Origin of the sequence: Kineosporia corallincola, assembly GCF_018499875.1 — a bacterium.
Classification (GTDB): domain Bacteria; phylum Actinomycetota; class Actinomycetes; order Actinomycetales; family Kineosporiaceae; genus Kineosporia; species Kineosporia corallincola.
Window position 1 is genome coordinate 1 of record NZ_JAHBAY010000008.1, and the last position, 24,721, is coordinate 24,721.

Annotated in this window: 23 protein-coding genes; 5 read left to right on the forward strand and 18 right to left on the reverse strand. The window is 71.6% G+C overall.

Annotation, left to right across the window (positions count from 1 at the left end; all coding sequences use genetic code 11):
- Nucleotides 1-24 precede the first annotated feature (24 nt).
- Together KIH74_RS19475 and KIH74_RS19480 are read right to left on the reverse strand one after the other, a co-directional pair.
- A complete protein-coding gene (locus KIH74_RS19475) occupies nucleotides 25-969 on the reverse strand; it encodes a ferredoxin (RefSeq protein ID WP_214157432.1) in 945 nt (314 codons plus the stop codon).
- Between the two features lie 11 nt (nucleotides 970-980).
- Nucleotides 981-1,811: an HAD family hydrolase gene (locus tag KIH74_RS19480; protein ID WP_214157433.1), complete on the reverse strand. Its 831-nt coding sequence runs from the start codon at nucleotides 1,809-1,811 to the stop codon at nucleotides 981-983.
- Nucleotides 1,812-1,945: 134 nt separating this feature from the next.
- Here KIH74_RS19480 and KIH74_RS19485 point away from each other — a divergent pair, with 134 nt between their 5' ends.
- Nucleotides 1,946-2,524, forward strand: coding sequence for a hypothetical protein (locus KIH74_RS19485; protein ID WP_214157434.1), 579 nt, complete (start codon nucleotides 1,946-1,948; stop codon nucleotides 2,522-2,524).
- Between the two features lie 194 nt (nucleotides 2,525-2,718).
- Here KIH74_RS19485 and KIH74_RS19490 read toward each other — a convergent pair whose 3' ends face one another.
- Nucleotides 2,719-3,507 carry a response regulator transcription factor gene (locus KIH74_RS19490; RefSeq protein ID WP_214157435.1) on the reverse strand — a complete coding sequence of 263 codons (789 nt, stop codon included), beginning with the start codon at nucleotides 3,505-3,507 and terminating at the stop codon, nucleotides 2,719-2,721.
- Between the two features lie 250 nt (nucleotides 3,508-3,757).
- Between KIH74_RS19490 and KIH74_RS19495 the strand changes: the two genes are divergently transcribed.
- On the forward strand, nucleotides 3,758-5,239 hold the full coding sequence (locus KIH74_RS19495) for a methyl-accepting chemotaxis protein (protein WP_308113907.1): 1,482 nt from the start codon (nucleotides 3,758-3,760) through the stop codon (nucleotides 5,237-5,239).
- A gap of 51 nt (nucleotides 5,240-5,290) precedes the next feature.
- On the opposite strand, the gene KIH74_RS19500 is transcribed toward KIH74_RS19495, so the two are convergent.
- From KIH74_RS19500 to KIH74_RS19515, 4 genes are all read right to left on the reverse strand, one after another.
- Nucleotides 5,291-5,707, reverse strand: coding sequence for a DUF779 domain-containing protein (locus KIH74_RS19500; RefSeq protein WP_214157436.1), 417 nt, complete (start codon nucleotides 5,705-5,707; stop codon nucleotides 5,291-5,293).
- Between the two features lie 126 nt (nucleotides 5,708-5,833).
- Nucleotides 5,834-7,357: an aldehyde dehydrogenase gene (adh, locus tag KIH74_RS19505; RefSeq protein ID WP_214157437.1), complete on the reverse strand. Its 1,524-nt coding sequence runs from the start codon at nucleotides 7,355-7,357 to the stop codon at nucleotides 5,834-5,836.
- Nucleotides 7,358-7,516: 159 nt separating this feature from the next.
- Nucleotides 7,517-8,809: a GAF domain-containing protein gene (locus KIH74_RS19510; RefSeq protein WP_214157438.1), complete on the reverse strand. Its 1,293-nt coding sequence runs from the start codon at nucleotides 8,807-8,809 to the stop codon at nucleotides 7,517-7,519.
- Between the two features lie 109 nt (nucleotides 8,810-8,918).
- Complete coding sequence (locus KIH74_RS19515; RefSeq protein ID WP_214157439.1) at nucleotides 8,919-9,506, reverse strand: ATP-dependent Clp protease proteolytic subunit; 588 nt, start codon at nucleotides 9,504-9,506, stop codon at nucleotides 8,919-8,921.
- Between the two features lie 182 nt (nucleotides 9,507-9,688).
- Between KIH74_RS19515 and KIH74_RS19520 the strand changes: the two genes are divergently transcribed.
- The gene (locus KIH74_RS19520) at nucleotides 9,689-10,051 is read left to right on the forward strand and encodes a helix-turn-helix domain-containing protein (protein ID WP_214157440.1); all 363 of its coding nucleotides are present in this window, start codon (nucleotides 9,689-9,691) and stop codon (nucleotides 10,049-10,051) included.
- Here KIH74_RS19520 and KIH74_RS19525 read toward each other — a convergent pair.
- The 6 genes from KIH74_RS19525 to KIH74_RS19545 all read right to left on the reverse strand — a co-directional run bounded on the left by KIH74_RS19525 (nucleotide 10,048) and on the right by KIH74_RS19545 (nucleotide 14,393).
- Nucleotides 10,048-11,022, reverse strand: a complete 975-nt coding sequence (locus tag KIH74_RS19525; protein WP_214157441.1) for a hypothetical protein — start codon at nucleotides 11,020-11,022, stop codon at nucleotides 10,048-10,050. The two genes, KIH74_RS19520 and KIH74_RS19525, sit on opposite strands and share 4 nt — an antisense overlap.
- A 3-nt stretch (nucleotides 11,023-11,025) precedes the next feature.
- Nucleotides 11,026-12,282 (reverse strand): hypothetical protein, encoded by a 1,257-nt coding sequence (locus KIH74_RS19530; protein ID WP_214157442.1) that lies wholly within the window; start codon nucleotides 12,280-12,282, stop codon nucleotides 11,026-11,028.
- A gap of 32 nt (nucleotides 12,283-12,314) precedes the next feature.
- Complete coding sequence (locus tag KIH74_RS19535) at nucleotides 12,315-12,749, reverse strand: PRC-barrel domain-containing protein (protein WP_214157443.1); 435 nt, start codon at nucleotides 12,747-12,749, stop codon at nucleotides 12,315-12,317.
- Nucleotides 12,746-13,324, reverse strand: coding sequence for a PRC-barrel domain-containing protein (locus KIH74_RS19540; RefSeq protein WP_214157444.1), 579 nt, complete (start codon nucleotides 13,322-13,324; stop codon nucleotides 12,746-12,748). The genes KIH74_RS19535 and KIH74_RS19540 overlap by 4 nt, the downstream gene beginning before the upstream one ends.
- The gene (locus tag KIH74_RS37845) at nucleotides 13,321-13,455 is read right to left on the reverse strand and encodes a hypothetical protein (protein WP_281418030.1); all 135 of its coding nucleotides are present in this window, start codon (nucleotides 13,453-13,455) and stop codon (nucleotides 13,321-13,323) included. Before KIH74_RS37845 ends, KIH74_RS19540 begins: the two co-directional genes overlap by 4 nt.
- An 86-nt stretch (nucleotides 13,456-13,541) precedes the next feature.
- Nucleotides 13,542-14,393, reverse strand: coding sequence for an HAD family hydrolase (locus KIH74_RS19545; protein WP_246572730.1), 852 nt, complete (start codon nucleotides 14,391-14,393; stop codon nucleotides 13,542-13,544).
- A gap of 137 nt (nucleotides 14,394-14,530) precedes the next feature.
- Here KIH74_RS19545 and KIH74_RS19550 point away from each other — a divergent pair, with 137 nt between their 5' ends.
- Nucleotides 14,531-15,583 carry a diacylglycerol/lipid kinase family protein gene (locus KIH74_RS19550; protein ID WP_214157445.1) on the forward strand — a complete coding sequence of 351 codons (1,053 nt, stop codon included), beginning with the start codon at nucleotides 14,531-14,533 and terminating at the stop codon, nucleotides 15,581-15,583.
- A 19-nt stretch (nucleotides 15,584-15,602) separates the two neighbouring features.
- Here KIH74_RS19550 and KIH74_RS19555 read toward each other — a convergent pair whose 3' ends face one another.
- Nucleotides 15,603-16,853 (reverse strand): glycosyltransferase 87 family protein, encoded by a 1,251-nt coding sequence (locus KIH74_RS19555; RefSeq protein ID WP_214157446.1) that lies wholly within the window; start codon nucleotides 16,851-16,853, stop codon nucleotides 15,603-15,605.
- A 243-nt stretch (nucleotides 16,854-17,096) separates the two neighbouring features.
- Here KIH74_RS19555 and KIH74_RS19560 point away from each other — a divergent pair, with 243 nt between their 5' ends.
- Nucleotides 17,097-19,388, forward strand: coding sequence for a hypothetical protein (locus tag KIH74_RS19560; protein WP_214157447.1), 2,292 nt, complete (start codon nucleotides 17,097-17,099; stop codon nucleotides 19,386-19,388).
- 72 nt (nucleotides 19,389-19,460) lie between these two features.
- Here KIH74_RS19560 and KIH74_RS19565 read toward each other — a convergent pair whose 3' ends face one another.
- From KIH74_RS19565 to KIH74_RS19580, 4 genes are all read right to left on the reverse strand, one after another.
- The gene (locus KIH74_RS19565) at nucleotides 19,461-20,846 is read right to left on the reverse strand and encodes a class I SAM-dependent methyltransferase (protein ID WP_214157448.1); all 1,386 of its coding nucleotides are present in this window, start codon (nucleotides 20,844-20,846) and stop codon (nucleotides 19,461-19,463) included.
- Between the two features lie 13 nt (nucleotides 20,847-20,859).
- Nucleotides 20,860-22,428 carry a polyprenol phosphomannose-dependent alpha 1,6 mannosyltransferase MptB gene (mptB, locus tag KIH74_RS19570; RefSeq protein ID WP_214157449.1) on the reverse strand — a complete coding sequence of 523 codons (1,569 nt, stop codon included), beginning with the start codon at nucleotides 22,426-22,428 and terminating at the stop codon, nucleotides 20,860-20,862.
- A 116-nt stretch (nucleotides 22,429-22,544) separates the two neighbouring features.
- Nucleotides 22,545-23,348 (reverse strand): glycosyltransferase family 2 protein, encoded by an 804-nt coding sequence (locus KIH74_RS19575; protein ID WP_372492105.1) that lies wholly within the window; start codon nucleotides 23,346-23,348, stop codon nucleotides 22,545-22,547.
- Between the two features lie 175 nt (nucleotides 23,349-23,523).
- Nucleotides 23,524-24,483, reverse strand: coding sequence for a DUF5926 family protein (locus KIH74_RS19580; protein ID WP_214157450.1), 960 nt, complete (start codon nucleotides 24,481-24,483; stop codon nucleotides 23,524-23,526).
- Nucleotides 24,484-24,721 lie beyond the last annotated feature (238 nt).

Here is a 24,721-nt window from a genome sequence, read left to right on the forward strand (position 1 = left end):
GCCCACGCTCATCCGACCTGGCGCTCAGCGCCGGTTGCGGGCCTCGCGCCGGGTTCGTGGGCGGTGCTGCTCCGGGTTCTCCCGCGGTTCCTCGCGCTGCGACTCCTTGGCCGGTTGCGCCTGTTTCGCCTGGCGGGACTGTCTGGCCTGTCGTCGTGAGGTGGGCTGTCCCGAGGCGTACGGATCGCGCGGCTCGTACTCGTCGAAGAACGGGTGATAGGGCTCGTCCGGATCGCGATCGGGCACCAGGGCGGCCTGGCCGTAGGCCGGGGTGGCGTGACGGGCCATGCCGGTGGGCGGGGTGCGGCGCGGGGCCGCGTTCGGGCCGGTGACCGCCAGGATCGCCCCGGTGATCGGATCGTCGGCCGGTGCCGGGCGCTGCCGCTCGCGGGCCGGTTCCTGGCTCCGGATCTGTTCCTGGCTCCAGGTCGGCTGCGGGCTCCGGGCCGGCTCCTGATGGCGGATCTGCTCCTGGCTCCGGGTCGGCTCCTCGTTGCGGATCAGCTGGGGATTGCGGACCGGCTGCGGGCGCCGGGGGGCGTCCCGCCTGCGCGAGAGTTCCGGCGGGTGCACGGCCTCGGAAGCTCGCACCGGCTCGGGCTCAGGGGGGCGTGCGGGTTCCGGGCTGGGCGCCGGGCTCCACGAGGACTGCGGGGGCGCCGGCTCGGGCCTGCGCTGCACCGGGCTCGAGCCGGTGGCCGCCGCGATCGCCCCGGAGATCGGGTCGTCCGCGGCCGGCGGCACCGGCGGGGCGCTGGGAACGGGCTGCTCGACCAGCACCAGGGCCAGGGTGGGGCAGGCCGCTACCGCCCGCTGGGCATGCCCCTGCACGCCCCGGGTGACCGGCCGGTCGGCCAGGATCGGGTAGCCCCACTCGTCCAGCGTGATCAGTTCGGGGACGAGCTCGGCGCACAGACCGTGCCCCTTACAGGCCGGCCAGTCCACACTCAGCCGTCGCTCCGCCGCCATGTGGCAAGAATCTACCGTTTGACCTTGTGATCGCGTTCGGCCAAAAGGGTCTCGATCACCTGGGCCACCCCGTCCTGGTCGCAGGGCGGGGCCTGCCGGGGCGCCGCAGCGATCGCGTCCGGATGCCCGCCGGTCATCGCGTATCCGGTTCCGGCCCAGGTCAGCATGGGGATGTCGTTGGGCATGTCGCCGAAGGCGATCACTTCACCCGCCTCCACCCCGAGCTCCCCCGCCAGCCAGGCCAGGGCCGTTGCCTTGGTCACGCCGGGCGCCGAGATCTCCAGCAGGTGGCTGCGAGGGTCGGAGTGGACCACCTCGGCCAGGCCGCCCAGCGTCTCCCGGGCCAGCACCAGCAGCTCGTCGGAGTCCAGCTCGCCGTAGTGCTCGGCGGACTGCTTGCAGAGCACCTTGATCACCGTCGGGGCGTCGTGCAGCAGCGTGGCGACCGGGCCGACGGCGGCCTCGAAGGCGGCGTTGTGGATCGCCATGTAGCCCGGCTCACGGCGGTATCCGTTCAGTGTCTCCAGGGCGAACGCGGCACCCGGGATGCGCTCGCGCAGCCGCTCGGTGACGGCCAGCACGGTGGACGCGGTCAGCCCCCGGCTGCTCACGACGGCGCCGGTGGCCAGATTCAGCACCGCGGCGCCGTTCCCGACCAGGGCCAGTCCCTGGTGCCCGGTCATCTCCACGATCGGGTCCATCCAGCGGGGCGGGCGCCCGGTGACGAACACGACGTGCACGCCGCGACTCTCGCAGGCGGTGAGCGCGGCCAGGGTGCGCGGCGAGATCCGGCCGTCCCTGCCGACGATCGTGCCGTCGAGGTCGCACGCAACCATTCGCATGTTCACATCCTGGACCACATTTTCCGGGCCCACGCACGCATCGGTCCCGAGCTGTCGGCGCAAGGGCCGGCCGTGCCGGAACGACGCCCGACGGGCGGCACCGGAAGCGGGACCGATGGCCTACCGTGGCGGCCATGGTGTCCGAACCGGGTTCCGAGCCCACCTCCATGCCCGGCGACGTGCCCGGCGACGTGCCCGGCGACGTGCCCGGCGACGTGCCCGGCGACGTGCCCGGCGACGTGCCCGGCGACGTACCCGGCGACACACCCGGCCCCGTCACCGGTGACACCACAGGTGACGCATCGGGGGAACAGCCTGGCCCGACCTCCGGCCCCGACCGTGGTGACGCACCCGACGACGAGTCGGACTTCGTGTTCGACCTGGTCTTCGACGAGGAGCCGGACCGGGAGGTGACGATCTGGGCGGAGGACGGCCTGACCGTCCGGGCCACACTTGACGACGGCGACCTGGTGATCACTGGTCAGGACCGCAACGCGCAGCAGCTGTTCGGCGAGGACGTCACCGAGTACGAGTACGGCATCACCGTGGCGGCCGACGACGTACCGGCCGTGCTGGACGCGCTCGACGTGGCGGCCGACGTGGACGTGCTCGACGCCCTGGTGCTGCGGGGTGCCGACCTGGTGCGGATCGGCGAGGCCGGATGGCTGGAGAGCATCGGCGTGAACGCGGAGTTCTGGTCACGCATCGAGTGACCACCGGGGAAGAGACGCCGGGCGGGCGCGACATCCTTCGCGGCGCCGCCCGGCGCCGAGGCCGTGGGAACCGGGCCGGATCCGCAGGGCCCGGTCCTGGCCTCGCCGGACACCCCCCGCGGTGTCCCGGCCGACGCCAACGCTAGGCAGGTACCGATCGGTCGGCATGCCCCACCTTGGGGGGACACCGGATGTCAGTCGTCGCGCGGCCCCTCGGCCTCGTGCAGCAGGCCGTCTTCCACGGCCCGGCGGTGCAGGGCGATCTTCGTGCGCGCCTCCCGCCCGGCGTGGGCATATTTCTCCCGCACCCGGGTGAGGTAGGTCTTGGCCGTCTCTACCGAGATGTCCAGTTGCCGGGCAACGGTTTTCAGCGGCAGACCGGAGGCGTAGAGCACCAGGGCCCGACGCTCCTGAGGGCTCAGCGCCGGACCGGGTTCGCCCTGGTCGTCGGTCACCAGCATCGCCGCGAGAGCAGGCGTCACATGCCCCTCGCCCCGGGCCGCGGCCCGCACGGCATGCGCCATCTCGTCGGCGTTCTCGCTCTTCGGCACATAGCCCAGGGCCCCGGCCGACACGCACTCCCGCACCCGGCGGGGGTCGGAGAAGGTACTGATCACCACCACCGCGACGCCGGCCGCGGACAGCTCGACGATCTTCGCGCCGGCCGGTACGTCGTCGCCCAGGTCGATGTCGAGCAGCACCACGTCTACCGGAAACTGCTGATGCCGCACCAGTTCCCGGAATTCCGTGACGGCGATGACGACGTCCAGGTCGTCAGCCCGGGTCGTCAGCCAGGTGCTCAGCCCGTCGAGCATCAGCCGGTGGTCGTCGACGATCCCGACGCGGGTGCGCCGCACCGGGTGCTGCCGTGGAATCGGCGGCAGCCCAGCCAGCTCCAGCCTGTCGGAGTGCCGCACGTTCAGCTCCCCGGGCCGGGCCGATCGGCCGTCTTTCACCTGTCCCACCTGGTCTCGCTCGTCCACCCCGCCCTCACGTCCTCCCCCTCGGAAACAGTATGACCGCGGCCATCATGCCGACTGGAGAGTGCCGTCCGGGTCGGCCAGATCGGGAGAGTCTGCGCAGGTACCGCGGGTTCGGCCACGGCGCGTGATCACGGAACGGATTCCCCCGGACAGATGGGGCCGGACGGCTGACCCCCGGGACTTTCCGTAAAGCCTGATCCCTCAAAGGCGATGGAGGGGGGATTCCTCGTTCCCTCCTGGAGAGCACACGGTGGCCACGAACCTCGACGCGACGCCCCACCCCACGCCTCGTCCCCTTATCGCCGTCACCGTGGTCGGCGCCCTCGCCGTCGGGGCGCTGGCGCTGCTCGACGCCCCCTCCTATCTGCCCCTGGCCGCCGGAGCGGTGGTGGCCGTGCTCGGCGTCGTGCTCGGGCGCGGGCTCGACCGGTCGGTCTCCCGGCTGGAGACCGACGCCAGTACCGCCGCGCAGGCCCTGCGCCAGGGCCACCTGAACCTGGTCGCGGCCGACGACCGGCCGGTCAGCTCGTCGGTCGCCGGGCTGGGCAACACCCTGCGCCCCATCGGTGGCGCGGTCGACCTGCTGGTGATCGCCGGTCAGGAGATGGCCGAGGCCGGCGCCACGATCAGCGAGGGCGCGCAGGAGACCAGCGGCAACGCGAACCGGATCGCCGAGTCCGCCTCGGACGTCTCGCGCAACGTGGCCGCGATGGCCGCGGCCGGTGAGGAGATGCAGGCCGCGATCGCGGAGATCTCCCGCAGCGCGGCCCAGGCCGCCGAGACCGCTGCCTCCGGCGTGAGCGCGGTGAGTTCCGCGGTGAGCAAGATGGGCGCTCTGGAGGAGTCGAGCGCGCGGGTCGGCAACATCGTCAAGACCATCACCACGATCGCCGAGCAGACCAACCTGCTGGCCCTGAACGCCACCATCGAGGCCGCCCGCGCCGGGGACGCCGGCAAGGGCTTCGCGGTGGTCGCCGAGGAGGTCAAGCAGCTGGCCCAGGAGACCGCCCGGGCCACCGAGGAGATCGGGAACACGGTCGAGCAGATCCAGGGCGACTCGTCGTCCGCGATCCAGGCGATCCACGAAATCCGTTCCATCATCGACCGGATCAGCGAGTTCCAGCAGAGCATCGCCTCCGCCGTGGAGGAGCAGACGCTGACCACGCAGCAGCTCACCTCGACCACCGCCGAGGTGGCCTCGCAGGCCGACTCGATCGCCAGCTCGGTGGCCGTGGTCGCCAGCCGGTCCACCTCGACCAGCACGGCGGCCGTGCGTAACCACAAGGCGGTCAGCGAACTCACGCGTCTGGCAGGCGATCTCAAGTCAGTGGTGTCGAACCTGTCACTGCCCGCGCCGGAATCGGTGCCTGCGGACTACTCGATCGCCTGGGACCGGGCGGCCAACCGTCTCGACCTGGCGCTGCGCGGCAACTGGGAGATCGACCTGGCCAAGAAGTACGCGGCCGAGCTGGGTGCGGCCTTCCGCGAGGGCAAGCCGGGCTGGAAGTGCCTGTGCGACATGAGCCAGCTTGGCGCCACCACCCCCGACGTGCAGGCGCAGATCGAGGGCACGATGGCGCTGGCCGGCCAGCTGGGCATCCAGTACGCCGTGATCCTGCTGGACAATCCGCTGGTCGCCATGCAGATGCAGCGCTCGTCCGACGCCTCCGGCGCGCCGATCGGTTACGCCACCGACCGGTCCGAAGGGCTGGCACTGATCTCGCAGCACTGATTCATCAAAATGGTGGACGACGAAAGCAGCTCATCGTCGTCCACCATTTTTTCATGGGCCCAGCGCCGCGGCCTCGTCCTCGGTGAGCAGCCGGGAGCGGATCAGGAACCGCACACCGTGTGGCGCCTCCAGCGAAAAGCCTGCTCCGCGGCCGGGAACCACGTCGATCGTGAGATGCGTGTGCTTCCAGTACTCGAACTGGTTGCGCGACATCCAGACCGGGACCCGTTCGTCGTCCAGAGGAAGTTCCGCCAGCAGCACGTCACTGTCGCCGGTGATGAAATCGCCCAGCGGGTAACACATCGGGGAACTGCCGTCGCAACAGCCGCCGGACTGGTGGAACATCAGCGGACCGTGCTGATCGCGCAGCGTGCGCAGCATGCCGACGGCCTCCGGGGTGAAAGCGACTCGCGTGTAGGGGTCGTCCTTCACGGTTCCGGTCAGTTCGGCGTCGATACTCCGGTCCATGGTCGTCCACCTCCGCAGGTTCTTCCCAGTGTCACGCGAGAACCGGCCGCCGGCCACCCCGTGGGGTGACCGACCGGCCGTTCCGCGGCGACCCGGTCAGCCCGAATCGCGCGTCCAGGAGATGGATCAGAAGAAGCCGAGCTTCTTCGGCGAGTAGCTGACCAGCAGGTTCTTGGTCTGCTGGTAGTGCTCGAGCATCATCTTGTGGTTCTCCCGGCCGATTCCGGAGCCCTTGTAGCCGCCGAACGCGGCGTGCGCCGGATAGGCGTGGTAGTTGTTCGTCCACACCCGGCCGGCCTGGATGCCGCGGCCGAAGCGGTAGGCGGTGTTGATGTCGCGCGACCAGACCCCGGCGCCGAGGCCGTACAGCGTGTCGTTGGCGATCTTGAGCGCCTCGTCCTGACTGTCGAACCGGGTCACCGAGACCACCGGCCCGAAGATCTCCTCCTGGAAGATCCGCATCGAGTTGTTGCCCTCGAAGATGGTCGGTTTCACGTAGTAGCCGCCGCTCAGCTCGCCCCCGAGGTCGGCCCGCTCACCACCGGTCACCAGGGTCGCGCCCTCGGCCCTGCCGATGTCGAAGTAGGAGAGGATCTTCTCCAGCTGGTCGTTGCTGGCCTGGGCTCCGATCATGGTGTCGCTGTCGAGCGGGTTCCCGGCCACGATCGCCTCGGTGCGGGCCGTGGCGTCGGACAGGAACGAGTCGTAGATCGACGTCTGGATCAGCGCCCGCGACGGGCAGGTGCAGACCTCTCCGGAGTTCAGCGCGAACATGGTGAAGCCCTCGAGCGACTTGTCGTAGAAGTCGTCCTGGGCCGCGGCCACGTCCTCGAAGAAGATGTTCGGGCTCTTGCCGCCCAGCTCCAGGGTCACCGGGATGACGTTCTGGCTGGCGTACTGCATGATCAGCCGGCCCGTGGTGGTCTCGCCGGTGAAGGCGATCTTGCTGATCCGCGGGCTGGAGGCGAGCGGCTTGCCGGCCTCCACCCCGAACCCGTTGACGATGTTGAGCACACCGTCGGGCAGCAGGTCACCCACCAGGTCGATCCAGTGCATGATCGACGCCGGGGTCTGCTCGGCCGGCTTCAGCACGACCGCGTTGCCCGCGGCCAGGGCCGGGGCGAGCTTCCAGACCGCCATCAGCAGCGGGAAGTTCCACGGGATGATCTGGCCGACCACGCCCAGCGGCTCGTGGAAGTGGTAGCCGACGGTGTCGTCGTCGATCTGGCTGATCGAGCCCTCCTGGCCCCTCACCGCACCGGCGAAGTAGCGGAAGTGGTCGATGGCCAGCGGCAGGTCGGCAGCCAGCGACTCGCGGATCGGCTTGCCGTTGTCCCAGGTCTCGGCGACGGCGAGCGCCTCGAGATTCTGTTCCATCCGGTCGGCGATCTTGTTCAGGATGTTGGCGCGCTCGGCCACCGAGGTGCGGCCCCAGGCGGGGGCGGCGGCGTGGGCGGCGTCCAGCGCGAGTTCGATGTCCTCCGCGGTGCCGCGGGCGATCTCGCAGAACGTCTTTCCGTTGATCGGGCTGGGGTTCTCGAAGTACTGGCCCTTGGCCGGCGCCACCCGGCGGCCGCCGATCCAGTGGTCGTAGCGGGAGGCGAAGGTGGTGGGGCTGCCCGGCTGGCTGGGCGCTGCGAAGACGGCCATGGAAAACCTCCGGATCTTTCGGCCCGACGGTGGACCGAAGCTACGCCGACGTTAGGTCGGGTGAGGTTGCACCGACGTTGCGGACCGACGTTGTCACCCGTTGGCAGGCAGCCGGTTACGCCGGACGGCTGCACGCCGGACAGCGTCACCCCAACGGCTTCACGCCAGACGGCCCAGGCGGGCCCGGGCGAGGGCCTGCCGGGGCGATCCGGTGGGCAGCGCGGCGACCAGGGCCTGCCAGGCCGCGGCGTCATCGGCCCCCTCGGGCAGGCCGACCCAGCGCTCGAGCACCGCGACGCTGCCCGAGGCGAGCGCGGCCTCCCGCACCTCGCAGACGAATTCATCAGTCATGGAACGGATTCCGGGAGCGTCCGAGCCGGGCAGCGGGCTGCCCGCGAACTGCTCTAGGGCCTGCGCCACCTGACCCTCGGCCAGCGCCTCGCGCACCTGCGAGACGTCGGTGCCCACCGGAAGATTCAGCCGGTAGGGCCGGGACGACAGCATCGAGGCACCGAGAACCCTTCGCAGCCGGTTGATCTCGGCCCGTACCGTGATCAGGTGCTCCCCCTCGTCGTGCAGTGCCACGTCGAGCGCCTGGGCGGACAGGCCGTGCGGGGCGCTCGCCAGCAGCCAGACCAGCTCGGTGTGCCGACGTGACAGGCGCACGGTGCGGCCCTCGACCTCCAGGGTGCCCGCGTCCGGGCCGAGCAGGCGCAGGCGGGCGTCGCTGTGGCGGGGCATCGGGGGACGCACGTGCGTGCCGGTGCGTGGACGGTCGCCTCCCGGCGTGGAGGCGTCTGCCGGCCACTGGCCACCCGCGCGCAGCTGCAACCCGGCCTCCACCGCGGCGGCGCAGGCCCGCACCAGGGCCAGGGTGCGCGGGCCGGCCACGTCCGGCCCGCCGGTCAGGTCGATGACGCCGAGCAGGTCGCCGCTGAGCGGGTGGTGCACCGGCGCGGCCACGCAGCTCCACGAGCGGGCACCCAGGCCGAAGTGCTCGCCCGCGTTGATCCCGACCGGTCGGCCGAGGGCCAGGGCGGTGCCGGGGGCGTTGGTGCCGGCGGCCCGCTCACTCCACAGCGAGCCCTCGACGAAGTGCATGCCCTCGGCCCGGCTGCGCAGGTGGTGGTGGCCCTCCACCCAGAGCAGCCGGCCGGTGGCGTCGCCGACGGCCACGATGTGCCCGGCCTCGTCGGCGTCCTCGGTCAGGAGCTGCCGGATCAGGGGCATCATCGCGGCCAGCGGATGGTGGGCCCGGTAGTCGGCGAGCTCGCTCTCGGTCATGTCCAGCGGAGCGGCCTCGGTGTCCGGATCGACCCCCAGGGCGAGCGAGCGCCGCCAGCTCTCGGCGACGACCGGCCGCACGAGATCACCCGGCAGCGGCGAGGTGGGGGCGGCCAGAAACGTCTCGTGGACGGCAGCCAGCGCTCCGATCCGCTTCATCGAGGACATGCCGCGATCCTAAGTGACCCAGCTCACCGGCGCAGCCGCCTGCCCGGGACATTTTCCTCTGGGGCGCCGACCGGTGGACCCTTCGTGACCTGCGGCAGGTCCTGACCGTTCAGGACGAAAGGACCGGCACCGGGAGCTCCGCCCGGGTCAGCACCCGGTCGACCAGCCCGTAGTCCACCGCCTCCTGCGCGGTGAACCAGCGGTCCCGGTCGGCGTCCTCCTCGATCCGTTCCAGCGGCTGCCCGGTGTGGGCGGCGGTCAGCTCGGCCAGCTGCCGCTTCATCCGGATCATCTGCTCGGCCTGGATGCGGATGTCGGTGGCCGAGCCACCCACCCCGCCGCTCGGCTGGTGCATCATCACCCGGGCGTGCGGCAGCGCGAACCGCTGGCCCCGGGTGCCCGCGCTGAGCAGGAACTGCCCCATCGAGGCGGCCATGCCCATCGCCACGGTGGACACGTCGCAGCTGATGAACTGCATGGTGTCGTAGATGGCCATGCCGGCGTCCACGGATCCGCCGGGCGAGTTGATGTAGAGCGAGATGGGCCGGTCCGGGTCCTGCGCCGCGAGCAGCAGCAGCGAGGAACAGATCTGGTTGGCGTTGTCGTCGCGCACCTCGGAGCCGAGCAGCACGATCCGCTCGTTCAGCAGCCGGGTGTACACCTGGTCGGAGGCGGGAAAAGGGTTGCTGTCAGTCATGTCTCCACCATCGGCCCGGGGCCGGGGCATCCTCCAGCGATTCGGCCGGCAGGAGATTCGCCGGTGGCAGACAGGGACGGGGATCTGCTCTCAGCAGAGTCCGGCAGTTCGCGGGTGACGGGGCCCGATCCTGTCGGTGGGGCGCCGTAGTCTGGAGGGCAGTCGATTCAGGAGGGCCACCCATGCTGCTGCGAGGGCTGATCGGGACCGTTCTGCGCCGGATCCGGCTCGGTCAGGGGCGCACCCTGCGGGATGTCGCCGAGGCCGCGCGGGTGTCGGTGCCCTACCTGTCCGAGGTGGAGCGTGGCCGCAAGGAGGCCTCCTCCGAACTGCTCGGCTCGATCTGCGAGGCGCTCGGGCTCGACCTGATCGACCTGCTGTCCGAGGTCCGGTTCGAGCTGGAGACCGAGCGACTGGCCCAGCTGGCGTCGCAGCCCCGCACCATCGGCTTCACCGCCCTGGCGCAGAGCGAGCTCGCGCCCCGGCCCTCGCTGTCGTCGTCCGGCGGGGTGGGGCTGCACGCGGTACCGATGGTGGCGGCCTAGATTCTCGGGGCGGCGGCCCGGTCCAGGTCGCCGAACTGCCGGCGCAACTGGTGGTACCAGGCTCGGCGGCGGGGGTTCTCGCCGTCCACCGGGGGCACGCCCAGGGCCATCACCGGGTCGGTCACCGAGTAGGTGGCGCGGTAGGCCAGCAGACTGGTGGCCACGTCCATCCAGGCCTTGGTGTCCTGGGCCGGGGGAATCGGCCCGAGCACCGAGGTGAACCAGCTGGGCAGCAGCGCGCCGCCGCCCACCGCGTCGGCGATGCGGGCCCGCAACCGTCCCTGGAGAGCGCCCCAGGCCCGCTCCCCGTCGCTCACCACGTCGGCCACCGCCACCTGGTTCTCCTCGTCGGCGGCCAGCAGCTCGGCGGCCTCCAGCGCGGGCACCGACAGGTCGCGCACCCGTGCGCGGGTCTCGTCCAGCCCGGTCACCGCCACCTCGAACTCCTCCACGGCGGCCGCGTGGCGCGGGTCGTCGCGATGGGTGCCGGCGATCACCTCGCTGGCCTCCAGCGCCACCTCCCGGTGGTGTGAGTGCTGCCGCACCACTGCGGCGTGGGCCGACACCGCGGCCTCCAGCGACGAGCGCCCGGCGGGCTGGAGCAGACCGGCCCTGGCCAGGTGCCCCTCCTCGGCCACCTGTGCCAGTTCCAGCTCCCGGCGGTCCAGCGCGTCCAGTTCCACCTCGGGCACGTCGGACTGCAACCGGATGTTCCGCTCCAGCCACTCCACCCGGGAGTTCAGCCGCTTCACCAGCGACGCCAGGTCTTGCGTGGTGAGTTCGGCTTCCTCGGAACGCCTTTCGACCTGATGCAGGGCGTGGCGCACATCGGCCAGCGACGAGCTCAGGGTGCCGAAGCGGTCGGGCAGGTCGGAGATCGCCTCGCCCAGGTCTTCGACGTCGTTACGCAGCTGCACCACCGCGTGGTGCAGCTCGGTGTCGGGCGCGGAACGCGGCCTGATCAGTGTCATGACTCAGCGAAACCTCCTGGGCAGGGCCCCGATCCGGACCGGTGTCTGCTGCACGTGCCAGATTCCCGCCGCCATCGCCACGATGCCCGGCAGCACCACCGGGTCGGGGATGCCGGAGGCCGCACAGATCGCGGTCAGCAGAGCCCCGGCCGCCACCACTCCGGCTCCCGGCCGCAGACTCTCGTGCCGGTCGCCGGGCGGGTGCACCGGCAGACGCAGCAACAGCAGCCCGGCTCCGGCACAACCGATCGCCGGCAGTGCCCACCACCGCGCCAGGCTCCCCACCAGGGCACACACCAGCAGCGCCGCCGCCACGGCTGCCGTCAGCAGGCCGCACCAGCGCACGATCAGCAGGCTCTGCCGCCGGGGCCCGGTGTCGAGCAGCAGTGGCAGGCGGCGCTCGTAGCTGATCAGCTCACGGGTGGCGGCGATGACCGCGTCGGTGGCCTCCTGGAGGCTGGACCCACCCGCCGCAGCGGAGCCCGCCGCACCCGAGCCGGTCGCGCCGAAGCCAGAAGCACCGGAGCCGGGAGGACCAGGGGGCCCGGCGCCGGGAGCACCAGAACCGGGAGGTCCCGAGCCGGGGCCACCCGAGCCCTGAGCACCCCGGCCCGGAGCGCCAGGACCCGGAGCGTCAGAACCGGCGGCGGAAGCTCGCGCGCCGTGCCGGCCCGACGAACCACCGTGGCCTGCCGGGCCGAGCAGGCGCGGTCCGGTGTCTTCGGCGGGACCCGGCGGCTGTGCGTCGGCCCGGTGCCGCCGGGGGCCACGACGTGGCCCCTCCTCCAGCAGGTCGCCGCTTCCGAACAGCCGTCCGTCGGTGAGATCACGCAGCTCCCCGTCGCCCGGCCCGTCCTCGTCGTCCCGGATGGCCCGGCGTCGTTGTCGGCCCGGACCATTCGATCCACCCGGCCCGCCCGATCCGCCCCGACCGTCAGAGCCGTCGAAACCGTCAGGACGATCCGAGCCGTCAGGGCCCTCCGAACCGTCCGAACTCTCCGGACCGTCCCGGCCGTCGTCGTCCTCGTCGTCCCACCGGGCCTGGGCGAGCCGGGCGTCGGTCAGATCGATGCCGTCGGTGAGGTCGATCTCGCGCACGTCGTCCACACGTTCTTCGCCCACCAGACCCGCGCCCGGATCAGGGCTTTCGCGCGGACCGGCGCCGGCGCGCACCCCTTGGCCGATGGCACGCAGAGCCGCGAGGCGCTCCTGGATGCGCGCTTGCAGGATCGCAACCTGTTCCTCCGGGTCAACCCCCATGACACTGACGGTAACCACAGCGAGGCCCAAAGTCAGCCAGTGACAACCACGGCGTACTTTCCGATTCCGAGAATCCGTGCGCCGTCGACGAAGCTGTCCTTCAGCATGAGGTTGGTTACCCGGCCGTCGGCCGGGTCGAACTCGACATCCCGGACCTTGCCCAGCGGATGCCCGTGCTCGCTCAGCACCCGCCGCCGCAGCACGTCGAGTTTCTTGCCGGAGCGGTCTTTCAGCTCAGCCGGCGCCACGGCCACCCGGTCCGCCGAGCTCACCGTCAGCGCGTCCGGACCGAGCCCGGACACCGCGTCCCACAGCAGCACATCGCCCGGGCCCTTGCTCTTCTTCACCCGGAAACCGACCACCCGGTGCGTGGCCGGGTCGATGATCGGGGCCCCGATCCGGCCGATCGTGGTGGCGGTGGAGGTGTCCATGACCGGATTACCGGCGATGTCACTGAATCTGATCACTGCGGATCACCTTCCCTGCGTCCCAGACGCGCCCGGAACTCCTCCACCGCCGCACCGAAACCGGCCAGGTCGTCGCGGATGAAGTCGAGGGCGCTCTCGGGCAGGATCAGCGCCTCGCCGGAGACCGAGAGCGTGTCGGGCAGCGGCACGAACTGCCGCCTGGGCGCCGACTTGTCGCTCGGCTCGATCTCGTAACCGACCGCGTCGGTGACGTTCTCGTGCACCGACAGGATGACGTCGGTGACCGCGCCGAGATTGCGGCCGCTGCGGGTCAGCACCATCGACCCGATCACCACACCCCCGGCACCCTCCAGCTCGCCGTCGAAGGCGTTCTTGCCGGCCAGGCTGTCGAGGTCCTTGATCATCACCGCGGCCGGGCCCAGGCCGTGCACGTTCGCCCAGGGCAGCGTCTTCTTCAGCGGCCCGGCGAACACGCCCCGGCCGTTCAGGGTGAACCCGGCCAGCTCCCCCGAACCGGACGAGTACACGACGTCCTTGATCTGGGCCACGTCGTCACCGGCCAGCGTGACCACCGGCCGCTTGACCAGCTCGGCGGCGCGCAGCAGCACGCTCACGAACGACCCCCGCCCCGCGGGCGCTGGGCCAGCACGCTGCCCCGCCGGCGCCGGGCCTGGATGCCGTAGACCACCGCCATCAGCAGGATCAGCACCCCCACGACCAGCACGATCCACTGCCATACGTCCACGGCTAACTCCCCTCTGACCGGCGCGAACGCGCCAGCACAATCGTGGCGTGAACTGATCGCCACGGCATCCCGAGGGTTGCGCGGTCTCAGCGCTCCAGGATTTTTTCGAGCACGTCGGCCAGGCCGTCGTCGGCCACGCTGCCGGTGATCACGTCGGCGTGCACCTTCACGTCGTCCGTGGCGTTGCCCATCGCGACGGCCCGGCCGGCCCAGCCGAACATCTCGATGTCGTTGCGGCCGTCGCCCACCGCCAGGGTGGCGTCGGCGTCCACCGCGAGCCGGCCGCGGATCACCTCCAGCGCGCTGGCCTTGCTCACGCCGCTGGGCGCCAGGTCGAGCCAGGCGGTCCAGCCGACCGCGTAGTTCACGCCGTTCAGGCCGATCGAGCGGGTGAGCGCCAGGAAGTCCTCGGAGGTGTGCTCCGGGCTGCGGACCACGACCCGGCAGGCGGCCTCGGACTTGAGCTCCTCGAACGTGGCCACCCGGGTGTGCGGGCCCTCCAGCTCGCCCTCCGGGAACGGTGCGGTGAGCAGGAAGTCGCCGTCGCCGTTCTCCAGCGCGTAGAGCGCCGTGGGCAGGTGCTCACGCAGCAGGGTGAGCACGTCGGCCGGGTCGAAGGTGACGGTGTCGGCGACCTCGTAGCCGTTGGGCGACATCGGGTCGAGCCGCAGGGTGACGCTGCCGTTGCTGCACACCGCCCAGCCGGTGACCAGGCCCAGCCGGTCGAGCACCGGAACGGTCTCGTAGAGCGAGCGGCCGGTGGCGATGATGACATGCACGCCGAGCTCGGCGACCGACCGGACCGCCTGCCTGACCCGATCGGTCAGCACCTGGTCGTGGTCGAGGATCGTGCCGTCGATGTCCAGAGCGACCAGTTTCGGGACCCAGATCTCGGCGGGGTCGATGCGTGGACGATTTTCCATGGCGTGGTCTGTCATCCGCAGAGTTTACTCGCCCCGAGGTTACGGTCCGGGGTCAATTGATGACGACGGAAGACGTGCGCGACGTAAACAGGTGTCTACTTCCTTTCGCGTCTGCACGGGCAACGCCGGGATCCCCGGATAACGTGCAGTTCATGTCGATCAGCAGCGATGTCTGGAACATCGTTCTGGTCGTCGCGCTCGTGCTGGCCGTGGTGGTGCTGCTCGTCCTGGTCGCCACCCGCCGCCGTCTTCTGTTCCGGGGCCGCACGTCCGAGGTGCTGGACGACACCGGTGAGGCCCCGCAGGCCGCCGTGGTGGTGCACGGCGTGAAGGTGGACGACCACGACGCGCGACGCCGCCAGATCGAGGTGCTGTCCGGGCGTCTCGGATGGCGGGCTCCGGTGTGGCTGGAGACCACGGCGCAGGACCCGGGCCGGGGCCAGACCCGCAAGGCGGTGGCCGACGGCGCGTCCGTGGTGATCGCCTTCGGCGGTGACGGCACCACCCGCGCGGTCGCCGAGTCGCTGGCCCGAACGGGTGTTCCGATGGGCCTGTTGCCGGCCGGCACCGGAAACCTGCTGGCCCGCAATCTGGGCATCCCACCCAACCGGCTGGAGTCGTCCCTGCACATCGCCCTGACTGGGCGGAACCGGACCATCGACATCGGGCACGTCGAGCTGGCCGACACGCTGGACTCCCCGCCGCGCAAGGAGTCGTTCCTGGTGATGTCCGGCCTCGGTTTCGACGCCGAGGTGATGGCCACCACCGCGCCCGAGCTGAAGAAGAAGATCGGCTGGGTGGCCTACGTGGTGGCCGGGGCCAGCCGCCTGCGTGGGCGCCGCACCCCGGTGACCATGCAGGTGGACGACGGACCGGTGCAGCAACGCAAGATCCGCGCGGTGGTGGTGGGCAACGTCGGCATGCTCCAGGGCGGTATCCAGCTGATGCCCGGTGCCCTGCCCGACGACGGCTGGCTCGACGTGGTGGTGGTCTCGCCGCGCGGCATGACCGGCTGGCTGCCGGTGGTCGGGGCCATCCTGACCCGCCGTGATCACACCACGGTCGAGCACTTCCGCTGCCGCACCATCGAGATCCACGCCGACCGCCCGATGTTCGCCCAGCTCGACGGCGACCCGACCGGCACGGCCCAGACCCTCAAGGCCCGGGTCGATCCACTGGCGCTGGTGGTGCGGGTTCCGGGGTGAAATTGAGGACGCCCGGAGCTCACCTTCCGGTGAGGACCGCCTCGGGTTCCGGTTCGGCGTCCGGCACCGGCTGCCGGCGGGCCACCAGCAGCCAGAGCGCGAGCAGCGCCAGCAGGGCCCACCAGCTGTAGCTGTTCTGCACCACGCGGGCCAGGGCGTTCGGCACCTCGTCGCCGGCCAGCAGATTGGCGCCCCACCAGGGCATCCGGATCCACAGGAGGACGGCGCCGGCCAGGGCCACCGCGGCCCGGCGCAGGTCCCGGCCGTCACCGAGCACAGCACCGATGACGACCACACCCCAGTGCATGTGGTGCACCCAGGAGACCGGGGAGATCAGGTAGGCGGTCATGCCGACCACCGCGACCACGGCCACCGGCTCGCCCAGCCGGTCGAAGCGGCGGGCCAGGGGCAGGGCCGCCGCCAGCACGGCGACCACCAGCAGCAGGTTGATCGCGGTGAACAGCAGGCTGTCCTGGTCCGGGCCGATCCGCAGCAGCACGCCGCGCAGGGACTGGTTGGACGTGCCGCCGTTCGGGCCGAGCCGTTCCGGGTCGAGCAGGGCGTCGGTCCAGTAGGTGGCCGAGGCCGGGGGCAGCAGCAGCCAGGAGGCGACGGTGACCAGCGCGGCGGCGCCGATCGAGGTGATCAGCACCTTCCAGCGCCGGGTGAAGGCCCAGTGCAGCCAGAACACGCCGGGAGTCAGCTTCACCGCGGCCGCCAGCGCCACCCCGACCCCGCTGCCGCCCTGCCACGACCCGTCCTCACGTGAGCGGCGCGTCACGTCCCACAGGCACAAGGCCACGATCACCGCGTTGACCTGACCGAACCGCACGCCGTCGGAGACCGGCAGCAGCCACACCCCACCGGCTGCCAGCACCCCCTGGGCCAGCCCGGCCCGGTGGCCGAAGCGACGCAGGAACGGGCGGAACGCGATGCCGACCGTCCACCACAGCAGCGCGCACTGAAGCACTGTCCAGGCCCAGCCCATCACCGCGAACGGCGCGATCAGCAGCGGCAGTGCGGTGAACGCGGCGAAGGGCGGATAGGTGAAGGGCAGGAACTGCGGCTGCACGGTGCGCACGTCGTACAGCGGGAACCCGCTGACCACGGCCCGGGCCCCCTCGCGGTAGACCTCGAGGTCGACCTGCCAGTTCTCGCGGGGGTAGCTGACCAGGTAGTGCCAGGCGAGCGGGAACGCGGACCCGGCCAGCACCAGGACCCCGATCCCCAGCCAGGGCGCCCGCTGCCGAAGCGTTCCAGCGTTCTCCACAGGGGAGATTGTGGCCTGCTCCGCCGCTAAACCGGGCAACCTCCTGCTCAGGGGCACCTCGGAACTGAACATGATCTTGGTATTCCGGTGCAGGTGGGAGCGGGCGGGACTGGTGCGGCACCGGGGCGTATTAGGTCCCCATCCACTGCACCGGCGGCAGGTGTCTCCCCGGGTGGGCGGGGTCTGTCCCTGGCCGCAGCGCAGTTTCTTGGGCTCACCGGCTCGGCCAATACAGTGGCGCGGGTGAGATTCGGACTGCGGAGACGGTGGGCAGCGCTCGGGGTACTGGGAGCGGTGGTCGCCGGGCTCGCCGCGCCCACCACCGCAGCGGCGGCGACGGGTGACGCGTCCGGCAGCTCGGTGACCGGGCCGGTCGTGCTGCTCGGCACCGGCGGGGTGCGCTGGACCGACGTCACCGACGCCACCCCCGCCCTGGAGAACCTGCTCAGCACCGGCTCGGCCGGTTGGCTCGCGGTGCGCAGCGTCCGGCCCACCACCTGCAAGACCGACGGCTGGCTGGCCGTCTCGGCCGGGGCCCGCGCGGCCGACCGGTCCGCCCAGGACGGCGAGGCGATCTGCCGCGACCCGCAGCTCCAGGCCGGCGAGGCCGGGCAGAGCGGCACTGTCACGCAGTGGGACCGCTACGTCGAGCAGGCCGGCTCCGACGACTTCGACGCCGTTCCCGGCCTGCTCGGCAGCACACTGGCCGCGGCCGGGGTGAGCACCGCGGCGGTCGGGCCGGGGGCCGCCGTCGCGCTGGCCGACGAGAGCGGCCAGGTCCCGCACGTGTGGGAGGGCAGCCAGAACGACGCCTCGGGCAGCGGCGACCCGCAGGCCCTGGCCGACGACGTGGTCTCGGCGCTGGACACCGACCCGGAGCTGCTCGCGGTCGACCTCGGATCGGTCGTCGACCCGGACGAGCAGGGTTACCGGACCAAGTACACGCTGCCCGAGCTGACCGGCGGTTACGCCCGGGCCCGGGCCGAGCAGGTGGCCTCGATCGAGCAGAGCCTCGAAGCCGTGCTGGCCGAGCTGCCGGCGGACGCCACCGTGCTGGTGGCCTCGCTGTCCGACTCCGGATCCCGTTCGCAGTTGCGGCTGCTCGCCGCGACCGGCCCGGTGCCCGGTGGCGGCAGTTACGCCGACTCGCTGACCGGCAGCTCCTCCACCCGCCAGGACGGCCTGGCGCAGACCACCGACCTGTTCCCCACCCTCCTGGCCGGGCTCGGCGTGACCGCTCCCGACTCGGCCGTGGGCTCAGTGGTCCGGCCGGTGTCGACGGGTATGGACGACGAGGCGCGCGACCGCAAGGTGCTCGACCTCGACGAGGCCGCGATCGCGGTGAACCCGATCGTGCAGCCCTTCTTCATCGGCCTGGTGGTGGCGCAGGTGCTGCTCTACCTGGTCGCCACGCTGATCCTGCGCCGCCGGGCGCGCAGCGCCGACCAGGCCCAGATCGCCGCGCGCCGTCTGCTCCTGCTGCGCTGGCTCCGCCGTACCGCGGTGGTCTTCGCCTGTGTCCCCGCCGCCACCTACCTGGCCAACCTGCTTCCCTGGTGGCGGTACGACTCGCCGGGCCTGGCCGTGACCGGCGCGGTGATCCTGTTCGTCATCCCGATGGCCCTGATCGCCAACCTTGGCCCGTGGCGGCACTCCCTGCTCGGCCCGATGGGGGCGGTCGGCGCGATGACCATGCTGGTGCTGGCCGGTGACGTGCTGACCGGATCGCACCTGGTGCTCTCCAGCCTGATGGGCCTCCAGCCGGTGGTGGCGGGCCGGTTCTACGGTTTCGGCAACCCGGCGTTCTCGGTTTTCGCCACCGGTGCCCTGCTGCTGGCCGTCGCCGTGGCCGACAGCCTGGTGCGCCGCCGTCGGCTGCGGATCGCCGCCGTGGCGGTGGCGCTCGTCGGCCTCCTCGCCACGGCCATCGACGGAACGCCGGGCCTGGGCAGCGATTTCGGCGGTCCGCCGGCGATCATCCCGGCCTTCGCCGTCCTCGCTCTGCTGGCCCTGGGTGTGAGAATCAGCTGGCGCCGCGCCCTGATCATCGCCGCCGGCACGGTCGTCGCGATCGTGCTGATCAGCGTGCTCGACTGGCTGCGCGGCCCGGAAGACCGCACCCACCTGGGCCGGTTCGTCCAGACCGTGATCGACGGCGGCGCGTTCCTGGTGATCAAGCGCAAGGCCGAGGCGAACGTGCGCATCCTGTTCACCTCGTACCTGAGCATCCTGCTGCCGGTCGCCGCGGCGTTCGTGGTGCTCGTGCTCTCCCGTCCGGTCTCCTGGGGGGTGCGGCCGCTCCAGCTGGCCTACGACCGCTCGCCGCTGCTGCGGGCGGGCCTGGTCTCGTTCGGCGTGCTGATGCTGATCGGGTTCGGGATGAACGACTCCGGCGTCGCCATCCCCGCCGTCGCGGCCACCGTCGCCCTGCCCCTGCTGATCGCCGCCAGCGTGCGGGCGCTCGAGCTGGCCGAGACCGATCCCTTGCCCGTTCCGGAGAAGACCGAGACCACCCCCGAGCCGACCCAGGGCTAGCCATCACCCGTCCACGAGCCGGCCGGACCGCCCGGTGAACCGCCACGTCTTCCGGGACGATCGGTCGCCGGGCTAGTCGGCCGTCGCGGGCGAAGGAGTGGCCGCCGGGGCCTTGCTCGCAGAACCCTTGGCGGCCGTGGTCTTCCGCGGGGCCGATGCCTTCTTGGCGGGTGCCTTGCGCGCAGCAGGTGCCTTGCGCGCAGCAGGAGCCTTGCGCGGAGCAGGAGCCTTGCGCGCAGCGGGAGCCGGACCGTCGCCCGGGGCCGATGCCTTCTTGGCGGGTGCCTTGCGCGGGGCAGGCGTCTTCCTGGCCGGCGTCCGTCGCGCGGTCGGGGCCTTCTCGTCGACGGTCTTGCGCAGCGCGACGCCCTTCTCAGCCACCACCTTCCGCGCTGCGGGAGCCTTCTTGGCCGCCGACTTCCTTGCAGCAGAGACCTTTTCAGCAGGCGCCTTCTCGGTATGCGCGTCTTCGGCAGGCCCCTTCCGCGACGACGGTGGCCTGCGGGCCGGGGCCTTCTTCACCGGCGCCTTCTTGGCCGGCGCCTTCTTGGCCGGCGCCTTCTTGGCCGCGGCCTTCCGTGGCGCCGGCACCGAAACGTCCACCGGCTCAGCCACCTCCGGCGCCCGCCAGAACGTCAGCCTCACCGACCCGACCTCCTCGGCGAACAGACCGCCCGAGGCCGCCCGCGCACCCAGCAACGCCCGCAGTTCCGCCTCGAAATCGTCCTTGCGCTCGCCGAACAGGTGCGGCGCGGAGTACGACAGCGAGTACACCGACGCGATCACCTCGTCGGTGGTGCGCACGCGGGTGGCGGGGTTGGGCACGTCCACCGACCACGGCGCGCCGAAACCGGCGGCGGCGAAGGCGCCCCGCTCCGCACCGAACGCCTCGGCGGGCCGCAGCCCCTGCCCGGCCCGCAGGTCGGCCCCCAGGAAGCGAACCACCAGCTCACGGATGTCGTCCCACGGCGGCTGCGGATAGCCCAGTGAGGTGCGCGGGGTCTCGCCGGTGCCCTGGTGCGTGGTGGCGCCCAGATGAAGCACGACGCCGCCGGGCTCCAGCATGCCGGCGACGGCCCGGGCCACCACGCCCTGGTCGAACCAGTGGAACGACTGGGCGAACGAGATCACCCGGAACCGGCCCAGATCGTCCGGCAGGTCTTCCGCCCGCATCTGCCGCCACGAAACCGTTTTCAGCTCACGGGATTCGGCCAGAGCACGACCGGCGGCCAGCATGCGCTCATCGGCGTCGAGCCCGACCGTGGCCTCGAACGAGCCGGCCAGCATCAGGGTCAGCGTGCCCGGGCCGCAGCCGACGTCGAGCAGCCGGCCGCTGCCGTCGAGCGAAAGTTCTTCCCGCACAATCTGTGTCAGGCGCCGCGGATACGGCATGCGGCCGGCCTGGTAATAGTCGGCACTTCCGGCATAGAGCGACGGATCCCATTGCCACACGGTCATTCCCGCAACCTATTCAGTCGGTCGAGCCGACGTCGAATCGTTGGCCGACGGACGGCGAAGGACTCGCGAGCTCCTCGTCGTCCGTCATTATCGACCCCCGTGAACGACTCCACCATCGAAAGTCGTTCCAGTGCAAGCATGTCCAGACCACCACGGTGATCACGACGGCAAGTTCCAGCCACGGGGCCACGGATTTGCGGAAGCCCAGACTGATGTCTTCGACCTGTACGGACATACCGACGACCCGGCCCGGCACGTAGGCCAGCACCAGCACGAGCAGACGCGCCAGCAGCGCACCGTCGAGCAGGGTCGGCGCGAGCAGCGCCAGCGGTGCCCACACCATGCTGTCGTACCACGGAAGCGAATACGGCGTCATCAGCAGCCAGCCCGTGGCCAGCGCGAAAGCGGCCCTGGCCATCGAGGCGGTCTCCTCGCCGGTCCCCACCCCGGTCGGATGATCCCGCAGCCTGCGCAGCAGGAGCAGCACGAGCAGGGCGCCCAGTCCCATCGCGACCGGCGCCACCACGTCGCGCACCGACCCGCCGAACACCGGATCGAGCTGGTCGGTCAGCAGCCGCCAGGGCGCGGCCAGCGAGACCTGGCGGCTGGCCTTGTGCAGCAGGTCGTAGGTGTGCGGGCCGCTCCACAGATGGGCCGGCACCAGCACCGCCAGCCCGGCCAGCGTCATCACCCCGATGTGCCGGGCCAGCTGCGGCAACGGCCTGCGTCGCAACCCCCAGAGGATGGCCAGGGCGAACAACCCGAAGGTGATCTTGCTGCCCACCGCCGCGCCGATCAGCACCCCGGCCGCCACCGGGCGTCTCGCCGCGAGCGCGATCGCCCCGATCGCGAACGCCACCGAGATCACGTCCAGGTGCCCGCCCAGCACCACCTGGCCGAGCAGCAGGGGGTTCAGCGTCCACAGCACCCAGGTGCGCGCGCGGGCCCGGGGATCGTCGCGGGTGATCCGGTCGAGCGTGAACGCGACCAGCAGAAAGGCCAGGCCGCAGAGGATCTGCCAGAACCAGACGGACAGGCGCAGCGAGCCGCCGCCGGCCCAGGCAGCCAGGGCCTGGACGGCCGTGGACACCGGACCGTAGACGCTGGTGGTGTGCTGCCAGGGCGGCTGCACCGCGCTCGCGACCGGGTCGGTGCCGTCTCGCCAGGTGCTCGGGTCCACCACGTAGGGGTCGTCACCGGCGGCCGCGATCCGGCCGTAGGCCAGGTAGGACAGGTGGTCGGCGGAGCCCAGGGGCGGCAGGGCGGTGAGCAGCACCACGGCGGACACGGCCGCGATCGACACGTTTCGCGGGCTCAGCGAGAACGACGACGAACGGACGGCGAGAAGACCGGCCACGACCGCCGTGGCGCCGAGTGCCGCGGCCACCACCAGCATCACGCTGACCAGCCCGGAGCTCAGCCCGAGGTCGAGGTCCCAGGAGGGATGCCAGGTGGCCGCACCGAGGCCCGGAACGGCGGCGGAGTCACCGGCCGCCGCGACCCCGGCCATGAGCAGTACACAGAGCACACCGGCACTGCCGAACACCAGCCGGTAACCGGGCCGGCGCCGCGTGGATGACACCTGCCCATCGAACCAGGATTGGCCGTCCAAAACCGCCCCTGACCGGGCCTGGTTTCGTGCGGGCACGACAAATTGACCGGAAGTTCAGTTCTCTGTGGCGCAGGACACGCCGGTCGTTAGCCGCCCAGCACCCTGCGCACGACGCGGGAGGCGGGCCGGAAGCCCCGGTTGACGACCGGCAGGCGACGGGTGCGGCGCTCCAGCAGAGCCAGCCAGACGTCGCGGTACTGCCCCGCCCGGTGCAGCTGGCCACGCAGGTCGGAGCCGGTGACCCGGTGGTGCAGCTCGCACGGCACCTCGATCACCCGGAACCCGGCACCGAGGATGTCGATGGTCAGGCCGGTCTCCACACCCCAGCCGACGGCCAGGGGAAGCGCCACGTCGAAGGCGGGCCGGCTGATGCAGCGGGTGCCGGACAGCGGCTGCGTGGCGGTCCAGCCGGTGGACGCCCGGATTCCCTTGCGCGACAGCCTCACCACCTTGCCGCTCCCGCCGCCGGCGGTGGCCTGCGGCGGGATCAGCGCGATGGTCATGTCGGCCTCACCGGCCAGCACCGGCTCCACGATGGTCGACGTGGCGCCCGCGCTGGCGCCCAGGTCGGCGTCGATGAACAGCAGGGCACGCGGGCCGCCGTGGTCGACGGAGGCGTCGAGCAGCGCGGCCCGGGCCGCCCCGGTCTCCATCGCGGCCGCCTTGCCCCGGTTCACCTCGTGGCTGACCACCTGCGCGCCGGCCTTCTGCGCGATCGAGGCGGTGCTGTCGGAGGAGCCGTCGTCCACCACGATCACCACGTCGGCGCCGGGCAGCGCGAGGGCCGCCTCCACGGTGGCCGCGATCCGCTCGGCCTCGTCCTTGGCCGGGATGATCACTGCCAGCCCGCCGGGAACACCCACCGAGGGCGGGTCGACCCGCACCGGCACGTCGGCGGGCTCGGCCACGCCCACCTCGTCGTTCGGCCCACCGCCGGAACCCGTCACGTCTGCCACGCCTCCAGAGGCTATGCGGTGCGCCCGGTCCGCAGTAATCCGGGCGGAGGCGAACGGTGCACGGTCACGGCCGCGAAGAGGCCGGCGGCACCGTCCGCCCGGGAACCTCTCAGCGCAGGGTGACCTGGCGGGACACCACGCCCGCACGCACCCGGCGCTCCTCGGCGGTGAGCGGCGCCGTGACGGCCATCGCCTCGCGCAGCCGTTCGCCGAACGCCACGATCGGCTTCTCCAGCTCCTCCGGCTCGGTGTCGTCGGCCAGGTCCCAGACCGGCACGATCAGACCGCAGGCCCGGAACGAGCCGACGTACTTGGTCTCCGGCAGCAGCGCGGACTCACCGGCGGCGTGCAGCCGGGCGATGCCGTCGAGCACCGCGGACTCGTCGTCGGGGAGCACCCAGCGCAGGTGCCGCCGCGCGCCCATCTGCACCCAGTACGCCGCCTCCACCGACTTCAGCCGCCTGGTCGGCACCGCCTGGCCGTTCGCCTGCTCCAGCGACTCGCGCACCTCGGGCGTGAGCTCGTTGTCCGCGGCGAACCAGAACTCGAAGCCGTCGTGCACGGTCACGTCGAAACCGCCGGACAGGTCGAGCACGTCTTGCAGACGCGGCCCCGGGCCGGGCAGTTCGCCCTCCACCACCGGGCTGCCGGCCTCCAGCTCACGGGCCTTCAGCAGGGCGTCGGCCAGGTCACGGCTGGCGTCACCGGAACCACCACCGGTCTGGAGCCCCAGCAGCACCTCGCCGTCGGCGCGGTGCAGCGCGGGCCAGGCCATCGGCAGGATGGTGGAGACGGTGACGGTGCCGCCGCCGAACTCCTCCTTGACCGGCACGACCGCCGTGGCGGCCGGCACGATCTCGCGCATCGCGACCCAGTCGCACTCCCCGGCCAGGCCCTCGAAGGGGCGCACAACCAGCTTCATCGCCTCGATGCGGGCCGCCCGCCCGTGGCACGCCTTGTAGCGCTTGCCCGAGCCGCAGGGGCAGGCCTCGCGTCCGCCGACGACCGGAATCTCACCGTCGGCCACGGCGGCGGGGGCGGATCCGGTTCGGCGCTGCTTCTTTCCCATGACCGGCGAGCCTAGCGATCCGGGAGCACCGGGGGCACGACCGGAGGCGCGGACACTTCATCGGACCATCTAGCAGAAGCTAGTGAATTTTCTAGAAAACAATATACGACGCTCGTTTCTCCGGTCGGTCACGTGCTGGAACCCGGGCTGTCACCTGAGCGACCCCGGCACGCGACACGCTCGGGTCGAATTGGCTCCCGGCCTTCCGCCCCCGGTAGCGTTTCCGCGCGCAGCGCAG